Genomic DNA, 25,975 nt, shown 5'->3' on the forward strand with positions numbered 1-25,975 from the left:
GATCATTTCGAGACTATCGGTCGGCGGCCGAGGAGGGCGGTTCCGACACGCACGCACGTCGACCCGTGCCGGACCGCGGCCTCGAGATCGCCCGTCATCCCGGCCGACAACGTCGTCGCCTCCGGGTACGTGCGCAGGAGGTTCTCGTGGATGGACGCGAGTTGCGCGAAGGCCTTGTCGGGATCCGCGCCCAGCGGCGGCACCCCCATGATTCCGCCGAGCACCAGATCCGACGACGCCGCGACGCGATCGGCCAGCTCGCCCAGATCCCCGACCGACACCCCGCCGCGGTCCGGATCGGCATCCAGGCTCACCTGGAGGAGGACCTCGAGCGGATCGGATCGGGCGCCGTCGTCGAGCGCACCGGCCACCGCGCGGTCGAGAGCGTCTGCGAGACGGACGCTGTCGAGCGAGTGGACCGTGTCGGCCCACCGGACGACCGACTTCACCTTGTTTCGCTGCAGCCGGCCGATCAGGTGCCAGCGCACCGGCTCGTCGGCACCCGGGGCGGACCTGAAGTCGGTCACCTTGCTGCCGGCCTCGGGCTCCCGCGACTCCCCGAACGCCCGGCAACCCAGGTCGTAGAGAATGCGGACATCCGTCACCGGGTAGAACTTCGTCACCGGGAGCAGCGCCACGTCGGAGCCTGCACGCCCGGCTTCCCGGCAGGCCGCGTCGAGTCTGGCCCGGACCGCCGCCAGCGCCGATGCGATTTCGTCGTGCCTACTCATCGGCCCTCAACTCGATCCCGTCACTCTTCTCCGAGTGGATCCATCCAGATCACCGCTGCCAGGCGGCCCGTGGGCGCTTCCCGGCGGTGGCTGAACAGCGTCGCATCCTCGATCGTGCACCGCGGATCCTCGGCAACACCCGAGATCCCCGCGGCCAGCAACTGCCGGCGGAGGCCGGCACGCAGATCGAGCCCCGGCGTGCCCTTCACTGTGCGGGTGGCACTGCCGGGCAGGAACTTCTCCACGTCGGCCTGCATCGCGGCCGGAACCTCGTACTGACGACCACTGGCCGCGGGGCCGAGGAACGCACCGATCCGCTCCGGCCGGGCGCCCTGCTCGATCATCGCGCCGATCACCCTGGGCACGATCCCGATCCGGGCACCGATCCGGCCCGCATGTACAGCGGCGATGACGCCGGCCTCGTCATCGGACAGCAGGATCGGGACGCAATCCGCGCTCAACGTCACCAGCGCGAGGCCGGGCACCTTGGTCACCAGTGCGTCCGTCGCGGGCACCGGACCATCCACCGGACCGTCGACGACCGTCACATTGCGGCTGTGGATCTGCTCCATCCACACCAGACGCTCGAAGGGCAGCCCGATGCCGTCGGCGAGCCGGCGGCGGTTGGTCTCCACCGCGGCCGGATCGTCGCCGACATGATCACCGAGATTGAACGACTCGTACGGCGCCGCGGACACACCACCGGACCGGGTCGTGACGACCCGCCGGACCCGGACACCCGTCACGGAGAGCCCGCTCAACGGCGCATGAAGGAAGGCACGTCGACGTCGTCGTCCTCGGCTTCCTCGTTGCTGACCGGTACTGCGCGGGAAGCACTGCTGCCCAGCGGCGGCAGCGTCGACCCCGTGGGCGCGCCGACCGGCTCGCGGGGGGTCGTCGGCGCCGTCGTCGTCGGTGCGGGCTCGCCGGCTGCGGCCGCGGTGCGCTCGGACTGACCGACCTCCCCGGCGCGTCCCGCGCCGATGTTCCCGCGACCGATGGCCGACTGGACCTCGAGCGGGCGCTTGGCCGGCGCCCCGCCGTCGAAGCCCGCCGCGATCACCGTCACGCGCACCTCGTCGCCGAGCGAATCGTCGATCACCGTGCCGAAGATGATGTTCGCGTCGATGTGCGCAGCCTCCTGGACCAGCGACGCCGCCTCGTTGATCTCGAACAGGCCGAGATCCGAACCACCGGCGATCGACAGCAGCACGCCGCGAGCGCCCTCCATCGACGCCTCCAGCAGCGGCGAGTTGATCGCGGTCTCGGCCGCCTTGATCGAGCGGCCCTCCCCGCGGGAGGAGCCGATTCCCATGAGCGCGCTGCCGGCACCGGACATGACGCTCTTCACGTCGGCGAAGTCCACGTTGATCAGGCCCGGCGTGGTGATGAGGTCGGTGATGCCCTGGACACCGTTGAGGAGCACCTCGTCGGCGCTGCGGAACGCGTCCATGAGGCTGACTGCGGCGTCGCCGAGCTGCAGCAGCCGATCGTTGGGGATCACGATCAGCGTGTCGCAGGACTCACGCAGGGCGGAGATCCCGGACTCGGCCTGCGATCCGCGGCGCTTGCCCTCGAAGGAGAACGGACGCGTGACGACACCGATGGTGAGGGCACCGAGCTTGCGGGCGATGCTCGCGACGACGGGGGCACCACCGGTACCGGTGCCACCTCCCTCGCCCGCGGTGACGAAGACCATGTCGGCCCCCTTCAGGACCTCCTCGATCTCGTCCTTGTGATCCTCGGCGGCCTTGCGGCCGACCTCCGGGTCGGCGCCGGCGCCGAGACCACGGGTCAGTTCACGGCCGACGTCGAGCTTGACGTCGGCGTCGGACATCAGCAGCGCCTGCGCGTCGGTGTTGACCGCGATGAACTCGACTCCCTTGAGTCCCTGCTCGATCATGCGGTTGACCGCGTTGACGCCGCCGCCGCCGATACCGACGACCTTGATTACGGCGAGGTAGTTGTGCGGGGGCGTCATGGGCTCTCGCCTTCCGTGAGTGGATTTCGCGCTCGTACTAGGGGTGAGTGTGGAAAACCCTCAACCTCAACCACAGGGTTAAGGTTATGTCAAGTAGTCCCTTGGAGCGAAACGCTATGCAGTGCCACAGCGATCCGCCAGCAGGCGCGCCGACACGCGCCAAGTTTTTGCGGGGCCGGAGCCCCCGATCCGCTCGTGGCGTGAGCCTCCGGACCACCCATCACTTTACTGTGGGCAGTTCGGGACTCGACACATCGAAGATCCGACCGGGCTGAGTCAACAGTGCGGAAACCACCGCCGACTTCCTCTCGGAATCGTCGACACCGCCCCACACCACGACACGGCCGTCCACCAGAGTAACCGAGACACTCGAAATCGTCGGTGCGGCAACCTCGGACACCTGGACCCGCAGCGCCTCCGGAAGCGACCCGAGCACCTCCAGCGCTGCCTGGGTGGCGTGGTCGGTCTCGGTCGGCGTCGGCGTCACGAGCCGAACCACACCGAACGGCGGCGGCTCGATCGCGTAGTCCACCCCGGTCTCGTCCATCAAGTGCGTTCCGTCCGGGGAATCGAAGAACACCACCGGAATCCGCTCCCGCACGGTCACCCGCACGGTCGACGGATACTCCCGTTGCACGCGCGCTTCGGCCACCCTGGGGATACCCGCCACCCGCCGGGCCGCGGCCGCCGTGTCGACACGCAACAGAGGAGTACCGTTCTCGATCCCCGCGACCGGGAGGACCTCCTCCGCGGTGAGAAACCCGTCACCGACGTACTCGACCTGGCGGACCGACATCAGCGGACTGAACCACAGCGCCGCACCAAGTCCGCCGAGCACCACCACGACGGCGGTCGCGATCAGGAAAACCTTGCGCCGCAACGAACGGGCGCGCGCCCGCTCCTCCGAGCCGCGGTCCGTGTTCTTCGCATCCGGATCCGCTCCACCGTCGTCACGCCGACCGGGCGGCGCCTGGCGCGAGGAACTCCGGCGTGTCCGGTCACTGCGCGACCGCCGCGCGTCGGGCCGGCCGCTGCGGGTTCGACCCCGACCATCCGCCGTCACTGCGGCTCCGAACCCGATCCCGTCGAACGATCACCGTGATTGGGCCGCGACCGCAGCGCATCGAGTATTTGCCCGCCGAGCATCGTCACATCGCCCGCGCCCATCGTGATCAGGACATCTCCCGGTTCGGCGAGTCCGGCAACCTGGCGCGGCACCTGCGACCGATCGGGCTGGTAGTGAACAGGTTTCGTGAGAGCCTGCGCGACCAGCGCACCACTGACCCCGGGGATCGGCTCCTCGCGAGCGCCGTACACGTCGAGCACCACCACCTCGTCCGCCAGGTCCAGCGCCTCACCGAACTCCTGCGCGAACGTCACCGTCCGCGAGTACAGGTGCGGCTGGAACACCACGACGACACGACCCTTCCGGCCGTCGTTGTCGACCAGTTCCCGTGCAGCGCCGAGCACGGCCCGGACCTCGGTCGGATGATGCGCGTAGTCGTCGAACACCCGCACCCCACGCTCGCGACCGGTGAGCTGGAACCGGCGGTGGACCCCGCCGAACCCGGCCAGCCCCTCGAGCAGTTCGTCCACCGATGCGCCGGCGTCCGCGCCCGCGAGCAACGCGGCAAGCGCGTTGAGCGCCATGTGCTTTCCGGGCACACCCAAACGCAACGTGCGCGTCTCGGATTCGCCGGCGAAGCGGATGTGCGCCACTCCCCCGACATCACGCGCCTCCCAGGACAGCAACTCCACACCCGCCGGAACCGGGCCGGCGGCCGCGGCCGCCTCCGCAGTTCCGTAGCCGACGACCCGCACGGCGCTGCCGGACTCCACCGTCCGCCGGGCGAGCGCCGCCGAACCGGGATCGTCGAGACACGCCACGAGCAGTCCGTCCGGCGCGATCCGTGCGATGAAATCGTCGAAGACCTGGACGTACGCCTCACTGGTGCCGAAGAAGTCGAGATGGTCGGCCTCGATGTTGGTGACCACCACGACGTCCGGGTCGTACTGCAGCAACGAGCCGTCGCTCTCGTCGGCCTCGGCGACGAAGACCTCGCCCGAGCCGTGATGGGCGTTGGTCCCGGCCTCGTTCAGCTCGCCGCCGACCGCGAAGGACGGGTCGAATCCGCAGTGCTGCAACGCGACCACGAGCATCGACGTCGTCGAGGTCTTGCCGTGTGTGCCCGACACCAGGAGCGTGCGATGCCCGTGCATCAGCGACGCGAGGACCGCGGGGCGCAGGATCACCGGAATGCCGCGCCTCGCGGCCTCGACGAGCTCCGGGTTGTCCTTCGGGATCGCGGCGTGGGTGGTGACGACGGCCGTCGGCCCGCCGGGCAACAGGTCGAGTGCAGTGGCATCGTGACCGATCCGGACGACCGCGCCGCGAGCCCGCAGCGCAAGCACACCGCGGCTCTCCTTGGCATCCGAGCCGGACACCTGCCCACCTCGGGAGAGCAGGATGCGCGCGATGCCGGACATTCCGGCACCTCCGATGCCGACCATGTGCACCCGCTCGAGACCCGCGGGTAGCTGCTCGTTCATCGGTTTCCCCTTGCTACATCGACAACGATCTGTGCGACGGTCGCCGCCGCACTGCGGTGGCCTGCACCGGCCGCGGCGCGGCCCATCTCGTCGAGCCGCTCCCGGTCGGCTAGCAGCGGCACCACGGTCTCCGACACGTAGTGCGGCGTCAGCTCCGCATCCGGAACGATCATCCCACCCCCGGCCGCGACGACGGGCCGGGCATTGAGTTCCTGCTCGCCGTTTCCATGTGGCAACGGCACGTACACGGCGGGCAGTCCGACCGCGGAGACCTCGGCGACGGTCAACGCGCCCGAACGACAGATCACGGCGTCGGCCGCCGAGTACGCCAGGTCCATGCGCGTCAGGTACGGAACCGCCACGTAGGGGGCGTCCGGATTCGACTCGACATCCACCGAATTCTTGGGCCCGTACGCGTGCAGCACCGAGATACCGGCCGCCGCCAACTGCGGGGCCGCGCCGACGACGGCCTCGTTGAGCGACCGCGCGCCCTGCGATCCGCCGAACACCAACAGCACCGGACCCTCCGCCGGCAGACCGAAATGCTCACGCGCCTGGGCGCGCAAGGCCGCCCGGTCGAGTCCGGTGATGGACGAGCGGACCGGGATACCCACGATCTCGGCATCCGCGGTGCCGCGTGCGGCCACCCCGGAACCCGGGACCGCGGCCAGGACGCGGCGGGCGGCACGAGCGCCGACCTTGTTCGCGATGCCCGCGCTCGCGTTGGCCTCGTGGATCACGATCGGGATCTTCCGGCGTCGTCTCGACAGACCCGCACCGGCAGCGAGATACGCGGGCAGCGCGACGTAGCCACCGAAGCCGACGATCACGTCCGCGTCGGTGCGATCGAGTACCGCGCGGGCAGCGGCGACGGAGCGGCGGATGCGGCCCGGCAGCCGGAACAGATCCATCGTGGGCTTGCGGGGCAACGGAACCGGCGGGATCAGCTCGAGCGGGTACCCCCGCTCTGGAACCAGTGTGGTCTCGAGACCTCGCTCGGTCCCGAGCGCCGTCACCACGGCCGACGGGTCGAGCGCACGGATCGCGTCCGCGACAGCCAATGCCGGCTCGATGTGCCCGGCCGTGCCACCGCCGGCCACCACCACGGACAGGCGTCTCTTGTCGCCGCTCACCTACGCGTTCCTCGCTCTCCTGCACGGGGGTCGCGCGGAATGCCCGCGCGGCCCCGATCTCTCGTGGGGCTGTCGAGCCCCCGCTTCTCGTTGTGTCGTCGACCGTCGTCCGCCGGCCGGCGTCGGGATCGGCCCTGTTGCAGGGCACGCGTGTCCTCGGCCCCCGGCCGTCCGCCACGGACGGGCTGGACCTTCCGGGCCTCCGTCCGGCGGACCACCGCCGCTCCGCGCGGGCGCGGCGGGATGTACGCCGCCGGCTTGGGCAGCCGCAGCAGTCGTGACATCCGTCCGTCCTGCCCGCTGTGCAGTGCGGCGACCGCCTCCGGCTCGTGCCGTGCCGCGTTCGCGACCAGACCGAACATCAACAGCGTGGTCGCCGTGGACGTGCCACCCGCCGAGACCAACGGTAACTGCAAACCGGTCACCGGCAGGATGCCCACGACATAGCCGATGTTGATGAACGCCTGACCGGTGATCCACGCGGTCGCGGTCGCGGTCAGCAACTGCAGGAACGGATCCGCCGAGCGCCGCGCGATGCGCAGGCCGGTGTACACGAACAGCGCGAACAGCCCGATCACCGCGCCCGCACCGATGAATCCGAGTTCCTCGCCGATGATCGCGAAGATGAAGTCGTTGTGGGCGTTCGGCAGGTAACTCCACTTGGCCCGGCTCTGACCGAGCCCCCCACCGAACACGCCGCCGTCGGCGAGCGCGTACTTGGCCTGCCGCGCCTGATAACCCGCCCCCTGGGCGTCGTCGCCCGGGTTCAGGAAGGACTGGACGCGCGCGGACCGGTAGCCCGCGGTCAGCGCGAGGGTGACAGCCGCCGCACCACCGGCCAGAAGCATGGTGAGGAAGATCTTCAGCGGCAGACCCGCGAACCACAGCAGCGCCAGCAGGATGATCGCGAGCGAGATGGTGGTTCCGAGGTCGGGCTGCAGCACGATCAGGACGAAGACCAGCAGCGCCGCCGGCACCAGCGGGATCAGCATCTCCTTGAGCGATGCGCCCTCCCGCCGCCGCGTGGCGAGCAGATGCGCACCCCACACGGCGAAGGCGATCTTCGCGAGTTCGGAGGGCTGCAACGAGATCGGCCCGATCACGAACCAACCGCGAGTTCCCTGCGACTTGGTGCCGATGCCGGGAATCAGCACCAGCGCCAACATCACGACCGTCACACCGAACGCCGGCAACGACCACGTCCGCAGCACCCGGATCGGGATCAGCAGCGCGACGTAGAAGATCACCAGACCCAGCGTCGCGAAGATCAGCTGCGAGACGAACTTCCCGTACGCGGATCCGTCCCGAGCCACCGACTCGACACTCGACGACGACAACACCATCACCAGCCCGAGCACGGTCAACAGCACCGCGATCGTGACGACGAGATGGAACGACGTCAGCGGTCGAGCCAGCCACGCACCGATCCGGGTGCGCGGCGCGCGCTCGGGGGCTCCGGTCATCCGTGGGTCCCGGACTCCGGCTCGATGTCGGCCAGTGCCGTGACCGCCACCGCGAAGCTACGTCCGCGGTGACCGTAGGAGTCGAACATGTCCAGCGACGCGGCGGCGGGTGCGAGCAGCACGGTGTCGCCGGGAGCGGCCATGGCCGCAGCGGCGCGCACGGCCTCCGCCATCACGGTGTCCGCGTCGGCCGCGGGAAGATCGAGGTGGAGCACGTCCGCTCCGGCGATCGGTTCGACCACCGGCCCATCGTCTCCCGCGCGCACGTGAACGACCGGGACGTCGGGGGCGTGTCGCGCGAGCGCGTCCGCGATCTGAGCGGCGTCACGGCCGATGAGCACCGCCCCTGCGAGCAGGTGCGCGACGTCGGCGACCAGGTCGTCGATGCGGGCGCCCTTGAGTAGACCACCGGCGATCCACACCACCGAGTCGTGCGCGACGATCGACGACCGCGCCGCGTGCGGATTGGTCGCCTTGGAGTCGTCGATGAACGTGACGTCGGTGAGCCGGCGGACGACCTCCGCCCGGTGCGGTCCCACCCGATGCGCGCGCAGCCCCGCATCCACCGCCGCCGGGGAGACACCGATCGCGCGGGCCAACGCGGCCGCGGCCAGCGCGTCGCACAGTCCCGCCGGTCCCGGCGGGCTGATCTCGTCGGCCGCGACCAGCGGAACCGAGTCCGCGAAGGCCCGGTCGATCAGCATCCCGCCGCGCACACCCAACTCGCCGACGTCGGGCGCGTCGAGCCGGAACCCGACGGTGCGCCCGTCACGCGGTCGACCGACCAACGTGGCCGCGACCGCGTCGTCGAGGCCGACGACCGCGACACCGCCGGTGAGAGCCTGCGCCTTGGCGTCCGTGTAGCCGGCCATGCCGCCGTGCCAGTCGAGATGATCTTCCGCGATGTTGAGGACGACACCGGCCGTGGGACGCACGGACGGCGCCCAGTGCAGCTGGAACGACGACAGCTCGACGGCGAGAACATCCACGCGGGGTTCCTGCGCTCGCAGTGCATCGAGCACCGGCAGGCCGATGTTGCCGCAGGCCGCCGACGACACGCCCGCGGCATCGAGGATCGAGTGCAGCATCGACGTCGTGGTGGTCTTGCCGTTGGTGCCGGTCACCACCAGCCACTGTCGCGGCGGGCCGTACACCCCGGCCCGATCGACATGCCACGTGAACTCGATGTCGCCCCAGACCGGGACGCCCGCGCCCGTGGCCGCGGCCAGAACCGGAGCGTCGGGCCGGAAGCCCGGGCTCGTGATCACCAGCGCGAACTCGGCCACCCGCTGCGGGTCGGCGACCAGGTCGTCGAGCGGGACCGTGGCGGCCCCGAGCTCGCCGCAGCGCGCGAGGGCGTCCGCATTGGTGTCGGTCACCGTCACCCGGGCACCGAGGTCGTGCAGCGGCGCGATGACCGCCCGGCCGGAGATGCCGGCACCGGTCACGAGGACGTTCGCGCCGCGCAGTCGCTCCAGATCCCCCGCGTCCACTCCCGCGCCGTGCCCGGTCCCGTCGAACTGCATGCGTCAGCCCCCGATCGCCGCGAGATACTCGCTGTAGAACAGGGCCAGACCGATCGCGGACGCGATCGCGGCCAGCAACCAGAATCTGATGATCACCTGGGTTTCGGCCCAGCCACCCAGCTCGAAGTGATGGTGGAACGGCGCCATCCGGAACACCCGCCGTCGACTCGACCGGAACACCGCCACCTGGATGACCACCGAGGCGGCCTCCGCCACGAACAGCGCGCCGATGACGACCATCAGCAGTTCGGTGCGGGTGGTGATCGACAGACCGGCCAGCATGCCACCGAGCGCGAGCGAACCGGTGTCGCCCATGAAGATCTTCGCGGGCGCGGCATTCCACCACAGGAAGCCGATGCACGCCGCGGCGCCGGCGGCGCACAGCAGCGCGAGGTCCAGCGGATCGCGGACGTCGTAGCAGCCCTTCGACGGGCCGAGGCTGCCCGGCCCGCTGCACGCGTTGCGGTACTGCCAGAACGTGATGATCACGTACGCGCCGAGCACGAGGCTCATCGAACCGGCCGCGAGACCGTCCAGACCGTCGGTGAGGTTCACCGCGTTCGACCACGCGCTGACGAGCAGATAGCAGAAGAGGATGAAGACGATCGATCCCATGCTGACGGTCGCGATGTCGCGCACGTAGGACAGGTGCACGCTGCCGGGCGTCAGCCCGTTGCCGCCCCGGAACTGCAGCGCCAGGATGCCGAACACGACCGCGGCCACCAATTGGCCGACCAGCTTGGCCGTCTTGTTCAGACCGAGGTTGCGCTGCTTGCGGATCTTGATGAAGTCGTCGAGGAACCCGACACCACCGAGCGCCGTGGTCAGGCCGAGCACCAGCAGACCCGACGCGGTCGGCCCCTCGGCGTCGTATCCGATGCCGATGAGATGCGAACCCCAGTAGCCGGCCCAGATTCCCGCAAGGATCGCGACGCCGCCCATCGTGGGTGTACCGCGCTTGGCCTGATGGCTCGCCGGGCCCTCGACCCGGATCTCCTGCCCGAAACCCTGCCTCGAGAAGACCTTGATCAGGACCGGCGTCAGAAGTATCGAAACCGCGAGCGCGATACCTGCGGCGAAGAGAATCTGCCTCACTGCGGCGCCTCCGAATCGGAGATCTGCGCAGCGTCCGTGACCGGTGCCGCCAGAACCGCGTCCGCAACCTCCCACAGGCCGATCGACTGAGAAGCCTTCACCAGCACGAGATCACCGGCCTCGAGTTCCCGCTCCAACAGCGCGATCGCGCTCGCACCGTCGGGTACGTGGACTGCCTCGTCACCCCAAGAACCTTCCATCACCGCTCCCTGGTACATCGCGCGGACGGGCCGGCCCGCTCCGACGAGGATCAGCTTGGTCACGTCCAGGCGCACCGCGAACCGTCCGATCGCGTCGTGCTCGACCACTGATTCTGGTCCGAGTTCCGCCATTTCGCCGAGGACTGCCCAACTCCGGCGTGCCGGGCCACGCCCGGACCGTGCCATCGACACGAGCGCCTTGATCGCCGCACGCATCGAATCCGGGTTCGCGTTGTACGAGTCGTTGACGACGGTGACGCCGTCGGCCCGGTCGCGGACCTCCATCCGGCGCGCCGAGACCGGGCGCGCGGAGCCGAGTGCAGCTGCGACCTGGTCGAGCGTCGCGCCGCACTCGAGCGCGACGGCAGCCGCCGCGAGCGCGTTTCCGACCTGGTGTTCGCCGTGCACCGCGAGTGTGACCGGAATGCTGCCGGCCGCGCAGGTCAGGGTGAAACTGGCACGCGCGTGATCGTCGAGGCGGATGTCGGTCGCGCGGACGTCGGCAGTGCCGGCCTGACCCACCAGGACGACCCGCGCCCGCGTCCGCTGCGCCATCGCTGCAACCAGCGGATCGTCGGCGTTGAGCACCGCGACGCCACCCTCGGCGGCCGACGGCAACGACGCCGGCAGCTCGCCCTTGGTGTCCGCGATGGCCTCGCGGGAACCGAACTCGCCGAGGTGCGCGGTGCCCACGTTGAGGACCACCCCGATGCGCGGCGGGGCGGACCTCGCGAGCGCCGCGATGTGCCCGCGGCCGCGGGCAGACAATTCCAGGACGAGGAAGCGGGTGTCGGCGTCGGCCCGCAGCGCCGTCCACGGGTGCCCGAGCTCGTTGTTGAACGAACCGGGCGGTGCCACGACGGAGCCGAGCGGCGAGAGCACCGCCGCCAGCAGATCCTTCGTGGAGGTCTTGCCCGACGATCCCGTCACCCCGACGACGGTCAGATCCGAGTCTGCGGTGAGCCGGTCGATGCTCGCGCGCGCCAGCTTCGCCAGCGCCTCGAGCACCGCGGCGCCGGAGCCGTCGGTGTCGTGTTCGAGGGCCAACGCCCCGCTGTCCGACGCCCCGAGCGGCTCGACCACGATGGCCGGGACACCGACCGGGCGGGCCGCGAGCACGGCCGCCGCGCCCGCCGCCACCGCGGCAGCCGCATGGTCGTGCCCGTCGGTCGTCGCGCCCGGCAGCGCCAGGAACAGCCCGCCCGGCGTGACCTTGCGGGAATCGAACTCCACCGTTCCCGAAACGGTCGCCGACGGATCGTCGACATCGTGGAGCGTCCCGCCGACCGCCTGGGCGATCTGGGCGAGCGTCATCGGGATCATGCGTTTCCTCCGTGTGCCGGGTCGTCGGAGGCGATCCGATCGATCGCCTCTCCCAGAACCTCGCGGTCGTCGAATGGGTACTTCACCCCGTGGATCTCCTGGCCGATCTCGTGTCCCTTGCCGGCCACCAGGACCACGTCGCCGGAGCGGGCCCAGTGGACCGCAGCCGCAATGGCCTCCCCGCGGTCCCCGATCTCGAGCACCTCACCGCGCTCGGTCTCGGGTACCGACAGCGCGCCCTGCATCAGCGCGGCCCGGATCGTCGCCGGATCCTCGGTGCGGGGATTGTCATCGGTGATCACCAGCAGGTCCGCTCCGCGGGCCCCGGCCTCGCCCATCAGCGCCCGCTTGCCGGTGTCGCGGTCTCCGCCGGCGCCGACGACGACCGCGATCCGGCCGTCCGTCTGCCCCCGCAGCGTCGCGATCACGGCCTCGACGGCAGCCGGCTTGTGGGCGTAGTCGACGACGGCCAGGAAGTCCTGCCCCCGTTCGACCCGCTGCACCCGGCCCGGCACGTCGACCCCGCCGATCCCGGCGATCGCCGCGTCCACGTCCGCGCCCGCCGCGGCACAGACCGCGACCGCCAGTACCGCGTTCGCAACGTTGTACTGCCCGGGCAGACGCAACGACACGGTGCGCGTCGCCCCGTCCGGACCGGTGAGTGCGAAATCCTGGCTGCCAGACGGCACCACCTCCGCCGGCCCCGCGGTCCAGTCGCCGGGCCCGCGGGTGGCGACCGTGGTGACGGCGTCCGGCCTGTCCGGGTGCGCCCGGTGGGCGATGTCCGCCATCCGAGCGCCCCACTCGTCGTCGGTGCAGATCACCGCGCGCTCCGCACGAACCGTCGAATCGGCCGCGAACAGGCGGCTCTTCGCGCTGAAGTAGTCGTCGAAGTCCCGGTGGAAGTCGAGATGGTCCTGGGACAGGTTGGTGAACGCGCCGATCGAGAACCGGACGCCGTCGACACGACCGAGCGCCAGCGCATGACTCGACACCTCCATCACGACGGTGTCGATTCCCCGCTCGAGCATCGCCGCGAACAGGGCATGCAACTGCGGCGCCTCCGGCGTCGTGAGCGCGCTCGGCACCCGATCCCCCGCGACGCGGGTCTCGATCGTGCCCACCAACCCGATACTGCGACCGGCTGCTGCCAGGCCCGCCTCGACCAGATATGCGGTCGTCGTCTTGCCCGAGGTTCCGGTGATGCCGACGACCTGCATCCGATCCGACGGACGGCCGTAGATCGTGGCCGACACCTCGCCGAGCACCCGCCGCGGTTCGGGGTGCACCAGAACCGGCAACGCGGGGACGTCGGTGGACGCACGGAAGTGTCCGACGACCAGCGCGAGACCGGCGTCGTCGGTGAACACCGCCGTCGCGCCGGCGTCCAGCGCCGAGCCCACGAACTCGGCACCGTGATTGCGGGCTCCCGGCAGCGCGGCGAACAGATCGCCCGGCAGTACCGCCTGCGCCCGCAATTCGACACCGGTGACGGAGCTCGGCCCGGGGGCCTCCACCCCGTCCCGATCCGCTCGATCGGATCCGAGCCATTCGATCCGGGCGCCGACCTTGTCGGCCAGGTCCGCCAGGTCGGTCAGCGGCGGGTTCGTCGGGCGAAGACCGCTCCCCGGCGCCGCACCCGGCATGGATGGCTGCGGACTCGGATGCACAGGCAGTGGGTCCTCTCGGAATCAGGAATCGGTTCGGTGTCTCGTTCGGTCGTATCCATCCTCGCGGACGGAGACCGACGTGTCAGATTACCGGCGGCGGCACCCCGGGCACGACCCACCACGTCCGGTACACACCGGTTACGTGGGAATCGTCACCCCGACAGGCAGAACGCGGCCCGGTCGGTGTCAATCGGCCTGCAACACCAACCGCCGACCCGGGTCCGGCGACAGCGGAACACTGTCCCGCTGCAGGAGCCACGACGCGATGTTGTGGAACAGCGGCGCGGCCGACTGCCCACCGCCGCCGTCGATGCCGCGGACGGGCGCGTCGAGCATGATCCCGATGACATAACGCGGATCGTCCGAGGGCGCGATGCCCGCGAAGGTGATCCAGTAGTTGGAGTTCGAGTAGCACCCGCAGGCCGGGTCGACCTGCTGCGCGGTGCCGGTCTTGCCACTGATCTGGTAGCCTTCGACACCCGCCTGCGGCCCGGTGCCCTGCTGATATCCCATCGGATCCTTCTGGGTGACCGACCGGAACATGTCACGGGTGGTGCGGGCAGTCTCCTCGCTCACGACCCGCACCGGCTCCGGGCGTTCGGTCTCGATCCGGGAACCGTCCGGCGCGAGGGTCGACTTGACGATTCGTGGGGCGATCCGCTCGCCGTCGTTGGCGATGGCCTGGTACATACCGGTCATCTGCAGGAGCGTCATCGACAGGCCCTGACCGATCGGCAGGTTCGCGAACGTGCCGCCCGACCAGTCGTCGATGTGCGGGACGTTGCCGGCGCTCTCGCCCGGCAACCCGACATCGGTGCGCTGACCGAGACCGAACTTGTGCAGCATCTCGGCGAAGCGCTCCTCCCCGACCCGCTCCGCGAGCATCAGCGTGCCCACGTTCGACGACTTACCGAAGACGCCGGTCGAGGTGAACGGCACGACGCCGTGCGCCCACGCGTCCTTGACCGACACTCCGGCCATCTGGATCGACCCGGGAACCTGGAGCACCTCTTCGGGCGTGGTCAGCCCGTACTCGAGCGCCGCGGCCGCGGTCACGATCTTGTTGACCGATCCCGGTTCGAACGGCGAACTCACCGGCAGATTGCCCATCTGCGCGGTCCGCGGGTTGTTCCCGACACCGATCGCCGGGTTGAACGTGCCGTCGTTGGTCATCGCGAGAACCTCGGACGTCTTCGCGTCGAGCACCACGACGGACGCGTTCTTCGCACCCGACAGGTCCTTCGCCTGCTGTGTCTGCTGCTGCACGTAGTACTGCAGGTCGGAATCGATGGTCAGTTCCACGTTGGAGCCGTCCACCGCCGGCTGCAGATCCCGACGGCTGCCGGGGATGACGGCACCGTCGGACCCACGGTCGTGGGTCTCGGAACCGTCGGTACCCGCCAGCGTGGAATCCATCGACGCCTCGAGCCCGAGCAGTCCGTGCCCGTCCCACCCGGTGGCACCGACGATGTTCGCCGCGAGCGAACCACCGGGATACTCGCGAATGTCCTGCCGCTCGAGTCCCACTTCCTCGAACTCGTCGGCGATGTCCGCGGCCACGGCGGGATCGACGCTGCGCGCCAGGTAGACGAATGTCTCGTTGCTGCGCAGCTTCTCGAGCAGGGCACTCTCGGAGACCGTGTCACCCAAGTGCTCGTGGATCCCCTTCGCGATCTCCTTCACCCGGGTGTCGGGATCGGGAGCGGTCTCGTCCTTGGCACGCTCCTCCTCCATCCTCTTGCGTTCGCGCACCGGCTGGAAGGTCAACGCCTTGGCATCGAGGGTGTAGGCGAGCTTGTCGCCGTTCCTGTCGAGGATCGCGCCCCGAACGGCCGGAAGGGTGACAGTCGTGGTGCGCTGATTTGCGGCCTCGGCCGACAACCTCGGCGCGTCGATTCCCTGAACCCACAGCAGCTGCACCGCGGCGACCCCGAGTGCAACCAGCATCGTCGCCCGGCCGTACTTGAGACGGAACCCGAATCCGTCGGTACGCCTCACCGGGGACTTACGCCCCCGCGATCGCCGCGGCGGCGCGGGCCGACGCGGCCGCGAGGCGGGAGTGCGTCCACCCACCGGTGTCACTGCCGAGCACCCGCCGGGGGTTGGGTGATCACCGTCACAGGCGTCAATTGTTCACCACGGGCCTGGATCCGGCCGTCATTGACGGGCGGCGGCGTGGCTGCGGGTGGGGCGGTGGTGGGAGCGGGCTGCGTCGCCCGGGACGGAGCCGGCTCGGCCACAGGCGGCGGCGTCCGATCCAGCGGAGCGACCGGCTTGCCCTCAGCGGGCTTCGGAGTACCGATCACCTCGACGCTGCCGTCCGCGGACACGACCAGTCGCGCAGGATCCTTCGCGGGGATCAGCCCCTGCTCGGCCGCCTTCTCGGCGAGAACCGGCGCCGAGTTGCCCGCCGCGACATCCCGCTGCAACGCGGCCGTCCGCTCGCGCAGACTCTGGTTGTGGGCGCGCGCGTCCGCGAGCTGGTACGAGTCCTCCGCGGCCCGCGTCGTGAGCAGCAGAGTCGTCGCAAGGCCGAGGCAGAGCAGGCCGATGATGGTGGCCACGAACGGGATCCGGGCCACGATCCTCCGCGGCGACGCCGAAGTCGACGCCGTCGAGGACGGTCGGGTTCCGCCGCCGACCGAAGCCCGCTGCTGGCGGCGCTCGTAGGCCTTCTGCGCCGCACTGGACCGCCGGACACGCGCGGACCCGATACCGGTGGACGTCATCCGAACCGTCATGTCAGTCACGCTCCAGCCCTCCTGGCGATTCGTTCGGCTGCTCGCAGACGCACGGGCGCCGCTCTCGGGTTGTCTTCGATCTCCTGTTCGGACGCACGTTCCGCACCTCGCGTGAGGATCCGGAACTCCGGCCCCATGCCCGGCAGCTCCACCGGCAGGCCCTCGGGCGTCTTCGACTTCGACAGTGGCGTCAGCTCCTGCTTGACCACGCGGTCCTCGAGCGACTGGTACGACATGAACACGACCCGCCCGCCGACCGCGAGCGCGTCGAGGGCAGCGGGGATTGCGTCACGCAGCGAATCGAGCTCGCCGTTGACCTCGACCCGCAGCGCCTGGAACGTGCGCTTCGCGGGATGGCCGCCCGTGCGACGCGTCGCTGCCGGAATGGCGTCGTAGATGAGTTCGACCAGGGCGGCACTGGTGGTGAACGGCTGCTTCTGACGACGGCGGACCACCTCGGAGGCGATCCGCCCCGCGAAGCGCTCCTCGCCGTACGTGCTCAGAATCCGCGCCAGCTCGCCGTGGCTGTAGGTGTTGAGCACCTCGGCCGCGGTGATCCCGGTCGTCGGGTTCATCCGCATGTCCAACGGCGCGTCGATCGAGTAGGCGAATCCGCGCTCGGCCTCATCCAGCTGCATCGACGAGACACCCAGATCGAACAGGATGCCGTGCACGGTTCCGATCGAGTCCAGACCGGCCTGCTCGAGCGCGTGGACGATGCCGTCGTAGCGCGTGTGCACGAAGGTGGTGCGGTCCGCGTAGGCGGCCAGGCGCTCGGACGCGATCCGCAACGCCTCGGGGTCGCGATCCAGCCCGATGAGGTGCAGACCGGGATAGGTCCGGAGGAAGTGCTCCGAATGCCCGCCGAGACCGAGGGTCGCGTCGATCATGACCGCGCCCTCGCCGTGCGGGTCGTGGGCGGTCAGTGCCGGCCCGAGAAGGTCGTCCGCTCGGTGCAGCAGCACCGGGACATGACCGAACTCGCCGGGGACCGACCGGGTGTCGTCCTCGCCGTCGACCATGATTCCTCCGGCTCCTGCTCGATGCTGTGGGGCTTGCACGTGGTTGGGGCTCCGAAGAGGTGATTCGGCGGGCTCTCGTCGATCGATCTGCGCTGCAACGAAACTCGCGAACGTCCACTCTCCGGGAGAGCGAATGCCTCGAGGTCCCTGTCCGATCGAGGAACCTGGCGCTGGGGAAGTGCGTCAGGGTCCCGCCGTGAACCTGGCGCTGGGGAAGTGCGTCAGGGTCACACTCGGGCAGAGGCCTCGCGGCACTCGCCTGTGGCGTCGGTGGGCTAGAAGATCCCCTCGAGCGCCTCGTCTCTGGCTTGTGAGTAGCTTTCCTCGTGCTCCGCGACGTAGGACTCCCATGCCTGGGCGTCCCAAATCTCGAGGAAGTCGACCGATCCGATCACCACGCACTCCTTCGACAACCCCGCATAGCGACGATGGTCGGAGGACAGCGTGATCCGTCCCTGGGCATCGGGATGCTGCTCGTCGGTTCCCGACGCAAGCGCACGCACGAACGCGCGGGCCTGCGGATTGCTTCGGGAAGCCGCTGCCGCACGACGCGCAAGCGCGGTGAACTCCTCACGGGGGTACACCGCAAGGCTGTGGTCCTGCCCTTTCGTGACCATCAACCCTCCCGCCAACGCGTCCCGGAACTTCGCAGGCAACGTGAGTCGCCCCTTGTCGTCGAGCTTCGGCGTATAGGTACCGAGAAACATCTCGACACCTCCCGCCGGGGCCCTGTGGCGAACGTGTGGCCGATACCGGCCGGTATCGCCCTGCATTCTGGCGGGTCACTCACGTGATCCGCTGCGCACCACATTACCCCACTTTCCTCCACTTCGAATCCGATCGGGGGGCCGATTTGACAAGTGGCCGTGAATAACCGCAGATCATCGGGCATGGCCCGAAGTGGGGCGTTTTCGTCGGCGTGACCCCGAACACGACCACCCCGGCCGCGCCGACGCTCCCCCGACCGAGGAATCTCCAGTTCAAGGCCCTGGCACCACACGACAACAAACCCCCGGCTCACGCCCGTTACCGGCGGGAGCCGGCAGTGGGGACATGTGGGGACAGCGGTGGGGACAGGTGGGGAGGGCCTGAGAGTGGCGACACGAAAACGGCGATGGCGCGACCGTGGTGGTCGCGCCATCGCCGTTTCGAGAGCGTCGGTGTTTCGAACGCCGGAAGCTACTCCTGTTCGAACCTCCTGCGGAAACGGTCCTCCATCCGGGACGAGAATCCGCCCCCGGACTTCTTACCTCCATGGGGCTTGCGCGGATGCGATCCACGCGCGCCCGACCCTTCACCGGACGGGGTGTCCCCGTCGGGTACCGCTGCCAGATGGCCCTTCCCTCCACCGAAGAGGAAGAGCACGCCGGCACCGAACATCACGACGAATCCGATCACACTGACGATCGGGAATCCGCCCAACCACAACACGTCCAGAGCTACGCCCGCGATGAGAAGGACGAGACCCAACGCGAAGAGGGCCACCGCCTGCAATCGACGTTTTCCAGCGGGGGCACGCATTCGCCCGCCCCTCACCGTGGACGCGAACTTGGGATCCTCGGCGTAGAGAGCGCTCTCGATTTGATCGAGCATGCGCTGCTCGTGCTCGGAGAGTGGCACGGTACCTCCCCCGGCACTAAGAGTTGGCACCTCGCCGCGGTGCGGAGAGGTGGGTAACTGACTGGCGGTTACCTGAATTCAATAATACGAGGAGAGTCCTCCCCTGACCACCTAGTCCGTCGACAAGTTGCCACCGAATCGGCGACAATCCGGTATGCCCCACCAGAAGGGGCGGCGAACGTGTCCGGAATCACCGGGCCGGCGCTACGCCGAGAGCCCCGAGCCGGCACCCCGACCCGCCGCTCCGAGGCGATCCTCGACCGCCGTCAGGAACCGTCCCACCTCGAAGTAGAACGCATCCGCATCGACGTCGGTCACCGTCCGAGTCACGCCGGCTTCGATCGAGGCCCGGAGCGCGGAGTGCTGCGCGAAGTAGTCGGCCCACTCCACGAAATCCGGTGCCGCGCGTGCCATGAGGACCCAGGCACTGCGGGAACGAGTCCGCCTCGCCCGACCGCCGTCCGCTTTCCCCTCCGTGTCGGCGAGGACGGCCGCGGCCCCGCGAAGGGCTCCGAGGTACGCACAGCGGAATCGCTCGGCGGCCTCGACGGCACCCGCCGCCTCCGACAACAGGCCGTCGGCGCGACGCAGCAACATGACCGCGGACATCGGCGACGACGACGGGCCCGACAGCACCTCCGCTCCAGCAGCACGACCGGGCGATCCGCAACCGGACGTCGCGATCCGCGACGGTCCGGACATCGACCGCCGCGTCGGCACCGCCTCGCGTGCGACAGCGACACCCTGCACACCTTCAGGCACGACCTTCGACATGCTTCGAGCACCTCCCAACGCTCCGAGGTTCGGGACCACCGATCCGGCGATGTTCGCTTCCCTCGAACATCGCCGGATCGGCCATATCGAACATGCGTTCGACCTATTCAATATAACTGGCCCCACCGACATGTCGTCAAGAGAGAAGGGTGAGCCCGCGCATGGATGCGAGCACCGGCGAGAGCCCCGACCCGAATCCGGAGTCCGCTCCGGCCGTCGTGGACCTGTCGGTATCCGATATGCGGGCCCGGCTCCCCGAAGCACTGTCGATCTACGTGGCGGCCATGGGGTACCCCCGCGGAACCGAGTACCACCGCGCACCCATGTGGACCGAGCACATGCAGCGACCGGGCTGGCGCGCCGTCGGCGCTGTACAGGCCGATCCCGGACACGCCGACCACCCGGCGCCGCTGGTCGCGATCGCATACGGGTACCGCGGCGCCCCCGACCAGTGGTGGCAGCAGCAGGTGCGGCACGGGATGCAGGCAACCGGATGGAGCCGGGACCAGATCACCTATGTCCTCGGTAGCTACTTCGAGCTGACCGAACTGCACGTCCACCCGGACGCGCAGGGGCACCGCCTGGGCGAGCAACTGCTCCGCCGTCTACTCGACGGCCGTCCGGAACGGGGCGTACTGCTGTCCACCCCCGAGGTGGACGACGAGGACAACCGAGCATGGCGCCTGTACCGGCGCACCGGATTCCGGGACGTCGTCCGTCACTTCACCTTCGCGGGCGATCGCCGCCCGTTCGCCGTTCTCGGACGGGGGTTGCCGCTGTGATGCCGGAGTTCACGAGAGCCGCTGACGCCCGACTCGACGCGGTCGTGGTCGGTTCGGGCCACAACGCCCTGGTATCGGCCTGCTACCTCGCCCGGTCGGGATGGTCGGTGGAGGTTCTCGAGCGGGACACGGTCCTGGGTGGCGCGGTCTCGACGGTCGAGCGGTTCCCCGGACACAAGGTGGATCGTGGGTCGTCGGCGCACATCATGATCCGGCACACCGGAATCATCGAAGAGCTCGATCTCGCCGCGCACGGACTGCGCTACATCGACTGCGACCCGTGGGCGTTCGCCCCGGCGCCGGCGGGATCGGACCGACCGGGCATCGTCTTCCACCGCAGCCTCGAACGGACGTGCCGGTCCATCGAGGAGTCGTGCGGTGCGGCCGATGCGGACGCCTACCGGCGCTTCGTCGAGACGTGGGGGCCGCGGACCGAGCGCGTGATGCGCGCGTTCTCGGCGCCACCCACCGGAGGCCATCTGCTGCGGTCGTTCTGGGGCCTCGACACGTCCGGCGGCGCCGGCGAGATCTCCCGGGAGTTCCTGACGACGGGCGACGCCCTGCTCGACGAGTACTTCGACAGCGAACCGCTCAAGGCGGCGCTCGCGTGGTTCGGTGCACAGTCCGGTCCGCCGATGTCGGAGCCGGGAACCGCGCCGATGGTCGGGTTCGCGGCGCTGATGCACACGCTGCCGCCGGGGCGTGCGGTCGGCGGCAGCGGCGCGCTCACCGCGGCGCTCGCCGCCCGGCTCACCTCCGACGGCGGCGCGGTCACCCTCGGCGACGGCGCAACCGAGCTGCGCCGGGATGCCGACGGCTGGACCGTGGTGACGGAGTCCGGACGCCGGGTGCGCGCGCGCCGCGTCATCGCCGGCTGTCACGTGCTGACCACTCTCGATCTGCTCGAACGCGGCGGCTACGACCGCCCCACCCTCGACCGTTGGCGTCGTCGGATCCGCGTCGGACCCGGCATCGGCATGGTGCTGCGTCTCGGCACCGACGCACTGCCGTCGTACCCGAGCGCCCCCACGGATGCGACCGACGCGACCACGACGTCGGGGCTGCAACTCCTCGTCTCCGACCGCGCCCAGCTGCGGACGGCGCACGGCGCCGCCCTCGCCGGCGAGTTGCCGCCCGAACCGGCGGTCCTCGCGATGAGCTTCAGCGGCATCGACCCGACAATCGCCCCCGCCGGCGAACACCAGGTGACGCTGTGGTCGCAGTGGCATCCGTACACGTTGTCCGGCGGCCGCAACTGGGCGGACCTGGGCACGAGCGAAGCCGATCGCATCGTCGCGAGTGTCGACGCGCTGGCACCCGGCTTCGCGGACAGTGTCCGTCACCGGCACATCCAGACACCCGCCGACATCGAGCGCGAGATGGGCCTGATCGGTGGCAACGTGATGCACGTCGAGATGTCGCTGGACCAGATGTTCATGTGGCGCCCGATTCCGGAACTGTCCGCGCATCGGGTGCCGGGCGCGGACAACCTGTACCTCACCGGCGCGTCGACCCATCCGGGTGGTGGCGTGTCCGGCTCGAGCGGGCGGAGCGCGGCGCGGATCGCGCTGTCCGACGCGCGCGGTGGTCCGATCCGACGGACGCTGCGCAAGACCGTCCGATGAGCGCACTGCCTCGGACGAGATTCCCGAGCGCCGTCCTGTTGCGGGTCTCGGTCGGGCTCGCCGTGGCCGCGGTCGCCGCGCAGATCGTATATCCGCTGGTGGACGGCCGTTCCCGGGACGTGGTGACGGTCGCGGTGGTGGCACTGCTGGCCGCCGCCTCGATCGTGCACGCCGTGGCCGTGCGCGGCGGGCGTTGGGCCGGCGCGATGGTCGCGGCGACCGCCGGGATCGGTCTGTTGTCCGAGGTGGTCGGGACCGCGACGGGCATCCCCTACGGCTGCTACGAGTACGCCACCGGACGGCTCGGCTGGGACGTCGCCGACGTGCCGTTGGTGGTGCCGTTCGCGTGGACGGCGGGCTTCTACCCGGTGTGGTGCGTCGCGTCGCTGCTGACCCGCTCCCGTGTGCTCCGCATCGTCCTCGCGACGATCGGCGTCGTCGGCTGGGACCTGTACCTGGATCCGCAGATGGTCGCCGACGGCCAGTGGAGCTGGTGCGTCACCGATGCCGGGCTGCCCGGCGTCGAGCACATTCCGCTCACCAACTACGCGGGCTGGGTCGTCGTCGCCCTCGCGATGGCGGTTGTCGTCACCCGCTTCGACCGGCTCGACCGCCGTCCCGGCTCGACGTCACTCCGCCACGACGCGGTGCCCATCGCGCTGTTCCTGTGGACCTGGCTGGGGTCGGCGCTGGCCCACGCGGTGTTTCTCGACGCCCCCGAACTGCGGTACTCGGCCGTCTACGGTGCTGTCGCGATGGGTGTGCTGGGTGTGCCGCTGCTCGTGGTGCTGGCACGCACACGCCGGGCCGAGCTGGACAACACCCCTACCGCCTGACACGAATACCCGTGCCTGGCACGATGACCCCTGTGCAGCCGCCCACGCCATCGCCGTCACGTACCCGGTTCCGTCGTCTGGTTTCGACCGTGGCCCTGGCACTGATCACCGTGCCGCTGCTGGCGGGCTGCCTGCGTGTGCAGGTGTCGATGGGAGTTTCGGCCGACGACAAGGTGTCGGGGCAGATCGTGGCGGCCACCGTCCCCAAGGACGAGAACGACAAGGGTCCGCAGCTCACCCCGCCGCCGTCGCTCGCCAACCGGGTCCGGGTGCAGGAGTACCAGAAGGACGGGTACGTCGGCACCGAGGCGTTCTTCAGCGGGCTGTCGTTCGGCGACGTCCAGGATCTCGGCGGGATGTCCGGGCAGACCGACGGGGCACTGCAGTTGTCGCTGCAGCGGGCCGGCGATCTGGTGAGTCTCAGCGGGCGCATCGATCTCGAGAATGTTCCGGCCCAGGGCACCGACGTGCAGTTCACGATCGCGTTCCCGGCCCGGGTCGCGACGACCAACGGCACGCGCGAGGGCGATTCGACCATCACGTGGAAGCTCCCCGCCGGCGAGGTCAGCACACTGCGCGCCGAGGTGCGCTACGCCGATCCCAAGACCCGCAGTTTCGCCGGATGGGCGGGTATGGCGGCCGGCGTCACGATCGCCGTCGCGGCGATCGTGGGTGCGATGGCGTGGGCCACCCGCAACCGCAACACCTCGTCCGGGCCTCGCCGCGAGAATCATCTCGAGACGTCGACACGGTGAGCCCTCGATAGTGGCTCGACCGATCGAACCGCTCGCCGCCGCGACCCGCGCGGGCACCGGACTCGCTCTCGCCGCCGCCGCCGTCACCGTCGCGAACGTGGCCGGGCTGCCCCGACTTCACGCCGACCCGGTGACCGAATCAGTGACGGTCCTCGTGCCGGCCCGGAACGAGGCGCACCGGATCTCCGGGCTCATCGCGGATCTGCGCGGCCAGACCCTGCTCGCCACGCTGCGCGTGATCGTCCTCGACGACGACTCGACCGATGCGACGGCACAGGTCGCCGAACGCGCCATCGACGGCGACAGCAGATTCACGCTGATCCGGTCCACACAGCCCCCGCCTCCCGGATGGTCGGGCAAGACCGCCGCCTGCCGAACCGCCGCCGAGCACGCGGCCCGACTGGTCGATCCCACCAGGCCGGGCGCGCTGGTCTTCCTCGACGCCGACGTGCGACTGGCCCCGGACGCCCTCGCGGCCGCCGTGACCGAGCTGCGCCGCACCGGCGCCGACCTCGTCTCCCCGTGGCCCGGTCAGGACGCGGTGACGGCCGCCGAACGTATCATCCAGCCGCTGCTGTGCTGGTCGTGGTTCTCGACGCTGCCGGTCCGCGTCGCCAACGGCAGCCGCCGCCCGTCGACGGCGGTGGCCTGCGGGCAGTTCCTCGTGTTCGACGCCGCGGCCTACTTCCGGATCGGCGGGCACGCCGTCGTTGCCGACAGCCTCACCGAGGATCTCGACATCGCCCGGGAACTGCGACGCCGGGGCGGACGGACCACGGTCGTGGCCGCCCAGGACCGGGCGAGGTGCCGGATGTACGACGGTCCCACCGCGCTGCGGGCCGGATACACCCGCTGGTTGTGGACGGCGTACGGCTCTGCTGCCGGGTCGACGGCGGTCGCCGCCGCGGCTGCGCTGACCTACCTGGTGCCCCCGGCCGCGATGCTGTTCGGGCGGGGCGGGACCCGCGTCTGGGGCGCAGCAGGCTATGGCGCGGCGACCGCCTCGAGACTGGCGGCCCGGACGGTCGAGATGGGACACCGCCCCCGAGCGGGCGACCTTCTGGACGCTGCCGCCCACCCGGCGTCGATCGTCGGACTGATCGGCCTCACCGTCGCGTCCCATCGCGACCGCCGGCGCGGCGGCCTGCGGTGGAAGGGCCGGGCAATCGACCGGCCCTGAACGGTTCCGTCGCCGGACGAGAGCTATCCGTTCGCGATCGCCGCGGCGACCTCACGGGCCAGGGCGCGTTCACCGTCCGCATTCGGATGAACCGGTACCGGTTGCGTGGAGTCGATCAGCGGCTCGATCCACCGCTCCCCCACCGGCTTACAGCCGTCATGGCCTTCCGACACCCGGGACATGTCGACGAACGACGTGCCCGTCTCGGCGGCCGCTCGCGCGATCGCGTCGTTGAGTGTGGCCTGCAGGTCACGCAGGTACGGAACGTCGCCCGGCGCGATCGGGAACTGCGGAAAGCAACCTCCGGTCGCGGGCAGCAACCACGGGTACCCGACGACGACGACGTGGGCTCGCGGGGCGCGGGCATGTACGTCCTCGAGAACTTCGACGAGCGCCGGGTAGGTCTGGCTGGTGATCGGCTCGAACAGGCTCGCGCCGTATCGCGACTTGCACGGGTCGAAGGCGCCGGGACTCACCGCCCAGGCACCGATGCAGGTTGCGACGGCGCCGGCAAAGGTGTCGTTGTTGTTTCCGCCGATCATGACCGTCACGAGTTCGGTCGACGGCGACAGCGCGTCGAGTTGGGCTCGGACGCCCGGATACCGCTCCTGGTAAAAGTCCTCGGTCTTGGCGCCACCACAGCTGACATCGGTGAGCCGATAGCCCGATTCGGCGGCAACGATGTGCGCGAAGTTCTGTTCGGACTGCCAGCACTGGGGCGGTTGTCCGGGTGCGATCGGAGCGACGCCCGATCCCGCGCTGAAGCTGTCGCCGAGATTCACGTACTCGATGCCGCCGGGCAGCGCCGCGGCCGGTGCGGCGAGGGCGACGGCGGACGCCGCGATTGCCGACGCGGCCGCGAGCGCCGCCCCAGTCTTCCATCGTCTACCTGTGAAACTCGATGCCATCGTGCATCTCCCCCACTCGGTGGGATCGGCCGGGAACGGCCGATCGGACGGACCCGCGAT

Annotated in this window: 23 protein-coding genes; 5 read left to right on the plus strand and 18 right to left on the minus strand. The window is 70.0% G+C overall.

Annotated elements, in window-relative coordinates:
- Positions 1 to 2 precede the first annotated feature (2 nt).
- The 17 genes from AC1RIF_RS13610 to AC1RIF_RS13690 all read right to left on the minus strand — a co-directional run bounded on the left by AC1RIF_RS13610 (position 3) and on the right by AC1RIF_RS13690 (position 19,664).
- Positions 3 to 731 carry a YggS family pyridoxal phosphate-dependent enzyme gene (locus AC1RIF_RS13610; RefSeq protein WP_492601911.1) on the minus strand — a complete coding sequence of 243 codons (729 nt, stop codon included), beginning with the start codon at positions 729 to 731 and terminating at the stop codon, positions 3 to 5.
- 20 nt (positions 732 to 751) lie between these two features.
- Entirely contained in the window at positions 752 to 1,492 is a 741-nt protein-coding gene (gene pgeF, locus AC1RIF_RS13615; protein WP_492601912.1) for a peptidoglycan editing factor PgeF, read from the minus strand.
- Positions 1,489 to 2,712, minus strand: a complete 1,224-nt coding sequence (gene ftsZ / locus AC1RIF_RS13620) for a cell division protein FtsZ (protein WP_492601913.1) — start codon at positions 2,710 to 2,712, stop codon at positions 1,489 to 1,491. Before ftsZ ends, pgeF begins: the two co-directional genes overlap by 4 nt.
- Positions 2,713 to 2,932: 220 nt before the next feature.
- Positions 2,933 to 3,775 carry a cell division protein FtsQ/DivIB gene (locus AC1RIF_RS13625; RefSeq protein WP_492601914.1) on the minus strand — a complete coding sequence of 281 codons (843 nt, stop codon included), beginning with the start codon at positions 3,773 to 3,775 and terminating at the stop codon, positions 2,933 to 2,935.
- On the minus strand, positions 3,772 to 5,262 hold the full coding sequence (murC, locus tag AC1RIF_RS13630) for a UDP-N-acetylmuramate--L-alanine ligase (protein WP_492601915.1): 1,491 nt from the start codon (positions 5,260 to 5,262) through the stop codon (positions 3,772 to 3,774). The genes AC1RIF_RS13625 and murC overlap by 4 nt, the downstream gene beginning before the upstream one ends.
- Entirely contained in the window at positions 5,259 to 6,395 is a 1,137-nt protein-coding gene (gene murG, locus AC1RIF_RS13635) for an undecaprenyldiphospho-muramoylpentapeptide beta-N-acetylglucosaminyltransferase (RefSeq protein ID WP_492601916.1), read from the minus strand. Before murG ends, murC begins: the two co-directional genes overlap by 4 nt.
- On the minus strand, positions 6,392 to 7,858 hold the full coding sequence (gene ftsW, locus AC1RIF_RS13640; RefSeq protein WP_492601917.1) for a putative lipid II flippase FtsW: 1,467 nt from the start codon (positions 7,856 to 7,858) through the stop codon (positions 6,392 to 6,394). The genes murG and ftsW overlap by 4 nt, the downstream gene beginning before the upstream one ends.
- On the minus strand, positions 7,855 to 9,384 hold the full coding sequence (gene murD, locus AC1RIF_RS13645) for a UDP-N-acetylmuramoyl-L-alanine--D-glutamate ligase (protein ID WP_492601918.1): 1,530 nt from the start codon (positions 9,382 to 9,384) through the stop codon (positions 7,855 to 7,857). The genes ftsW and murD overlap by 4 nt, the downstream gene beginning before the upstream one ends.
- A gap of 3 nt (positions 9,385 to 9,387) precedes the next feature.
- Complete coding sequence (mraY, locus tag AC1RIF_RS13650) at positions 9,388 to 10,479, minus strand: phospho-N-acetylmuramoyl-pentapeptide-transferase (RefSeq protein ID WP_492601919.1); 1,092 nt, start codon at positions 10,477 to 10,479, stop codon at positions 9,388 to 9,390.
- Positions 10,476 to 12,002, minus strand: coding sequence for a UDP-N-acetylmuramoyl-tripeptide--D-alanyl-D-alanine ligase (locus AC1RIF_RS13655; protein ID WP_492601920.1), 1,527 nt, complete (start codon positions 12,000 to 12,002; stop codon positions 10,476 to 10,478). Before AC1RIF_RS13655 ends, mraY begins: the two co-directional genes overlap by 4 nt.
- Positions 11,999 to 13,648, minus strand: coding sequence for a UDP-N-acetylmuramoyl-L-alanyl-D-glutamate--2,6-diaminopimelate ligase (locus tag AC1RIF_RS13660; RefSeq protein ID WP_492601921.1), 1,650 nt, complete (start codon positions 13,646 to 13,648; stop codon positions 11,999 to 12,001). Before AC1RIF_RS13660 ends, AC1RIF_RS13655 begins: the two co-directional genes overlap by 4 nt.
- A 210-nt stretch (positions 13,649 to 13,858) precedes the next feature.
- Positions 13,859 to 15,670 (minus strand): peptidoglycan D,D-transpeptidase FtsI family protein, encoded by a 1,812-nt coding sequence (locus AC1RIF_RS13665; protein ID WP_492601922.1) that lies wholly within the window; start codon positions 15,668 to 15,670, stop codon positions 13,859 to 13,861.
- Between the two features lie 80 nt (positions 15,671 to 15,750).
- A complete protein-coding gene (ftsL, locus tag AC1RIF_RS13670; RefSeq protein ID WP_492602347.1) occupies positions 15,751 to 16,413 on the minus strand; it encodes a cell division protein FtsL in 663 nt (220 codons plus the stop codon).
- A gap of 5 nt (positions 16,414 to 16,418) precedes the next feature.
- Positions 16,419 to 17,435 carry a 16S rRNA (cytosine(1402)-N(4))-methyltransferase RsmH gene (rsmH, locus tag AC1RIF_RS13675; RefSeq protein ID WP_492601923.1) on the minus strand — a complete coding sequence of 339 codons (1,017 nt, stop codon included), beginning with the start codon at positions 17,433 to 17,435 and terminating at the stop codon, positions 16,419 to 16,421.
- A 275-nt stretch (positions 17,436 to 17,710) separates the two neighbouring features.
- Positions 17,711 to 18,142 carry a division/cell wall cluster transcriptional repressor MraZ gene (gene mraZ / locus AC1RIF_RS13680; RefSeq protein WP_492601924.1) on the minus strand — a complete coding sequence of 144 codons (432 nt, stop codon included), beginning with the start codon at positions 18,140 to 18,142 and terminating at the stop codon, positions 17,711 to 17,713.
- A gap of 472 nt (positions 18,143 to 18,614) precedes the next feature.
- Positions 18,615 to 19,055 (minus strand): SCO2097 family morphological protein, encoded by a 441-nt coding sequence (locus AC1RIF_RS13685; RefSeq protein ID WP_492601925.1) that lies wholly within the window; start codon positions 19,053 to 19,055, stop codon positions 18,615 to 18,617.
- Between the two features lie 204 nt (positions 19,056 to 19,259).
- Positions 19,260 to 19,664: an SAV_6107 family HEPN domain-containing protein gene (locus AC1RIF_RS13690; RefSeq protein WP_492602348.1), complete on the minus strand. Its 405-nt coding sequence runs from the start codon at positions 19,662 to 19,664 to the stop codon at positions 19,260 to 19,262.
- Between the two features lie 326 nt (positions 19,665 to 19,990).
- Here AC1RIF_RS13690 and AC1RIF_RS13695 point away from each other — a divergent pair, with 326 nt between their 5' ends.
- The 5 genes from AC1RIF_RS13695 to AC1RIF_RS13715 are packed head-to-tail and all read left to right on the plus strand — an operon-like array spanning position 19,991 to position 25,007.
- On the plus strand, positions 19,991 to 20,611 hold the full coding sequence (locus AC1RIF_RS13695) for a GNAT family N-acetyltransferase (protein WP_492601926.1): 621 nt from the start codon (positions 19,991 to 19,993) through the stop codon (positions 20,609 to 20,611).
- Positions 20,611 to 22,236 carry a phytoene desaturase family protein gene (locus tag AC1RIF_RS13700; protein ID WP_492601927.1) on the plus strand — a complete coding sequence of 542 codons (1,626 nt, stop codon included), beginning with the start codon at positions 20,611 to 20,613 and terminating at the stop codon, positions 22,234 to 22,236. The genes AC1RIF_RS13695 and AC1RIF_RS13700 overlap by 1 nt, the downstream gene beginning before the upstream one ends.
- The gene (locus AC1RIF_RS13705) at positions 22,233 to 23,072 is read left to right on the plus strand and encodes a carotenoid biosynthesis protein (protein WP_492601928.1); all 840 of its coding nucleotides are present in this window, start codon (positions 22,233 to 22,235) and stop codon (positions 23,070 to 23,072) included. Before AC1RIF_RS13700 ends, AC1RIF_RS13705 begins: the two co-directional genes overlap by 4 nt.
- Positions 23,073 to 23,104: 32 nt before the next feature.
- Positions 23,105 to 23,827, plus strand: coding sequence for an LppM family (lipo)protein (locus AC1RIF_RS13710; RefSeq protein WP_492601929.1), 723 nt, complete (start codon positions 23,105 to 23,107; stop codon positions 23,825 to 23,827).
- Positions 23,828 to 23,834: 7 nt separating this feature from the next.
- Complete coding sequence (locus AC1RIF_RS13715) at positions 23,835 to 25,007, plus strand: glycosyltransferase family 2 protein (protein ID WP_492602349.1); 1,173 nt, start codon at positions 23,835 to 23,837, stop codon at positions 25,005 to 25,007.
- A 23-nt stretch (positions 25,008 to 25,030) separates the two neighbouring features.
- On the opposite strand, the gene AC1RIF_RS13720 is transcribed toward AC1RIF_RS13715, so the two are convergent.
- Positions 25,031 to 25,915 (minus strand): SGNH/GDSL hydrolase family protein, encoded by an 885-nt coding sequence (locus AC1RIF_RS13720; RefSeq protein ID WP_492601930.1) that lies wholly within the window; start codon positions 25,913 to 25,915, stop codon positions 25,031 to 25,033.
- Positions 25,916 to 25,975 lie beyond the last annotated feature (60 nt).

The sequence above is a fragment of the Prescottella sp. GW823-FHT02E09 genome, assembly GCF_058797375.1.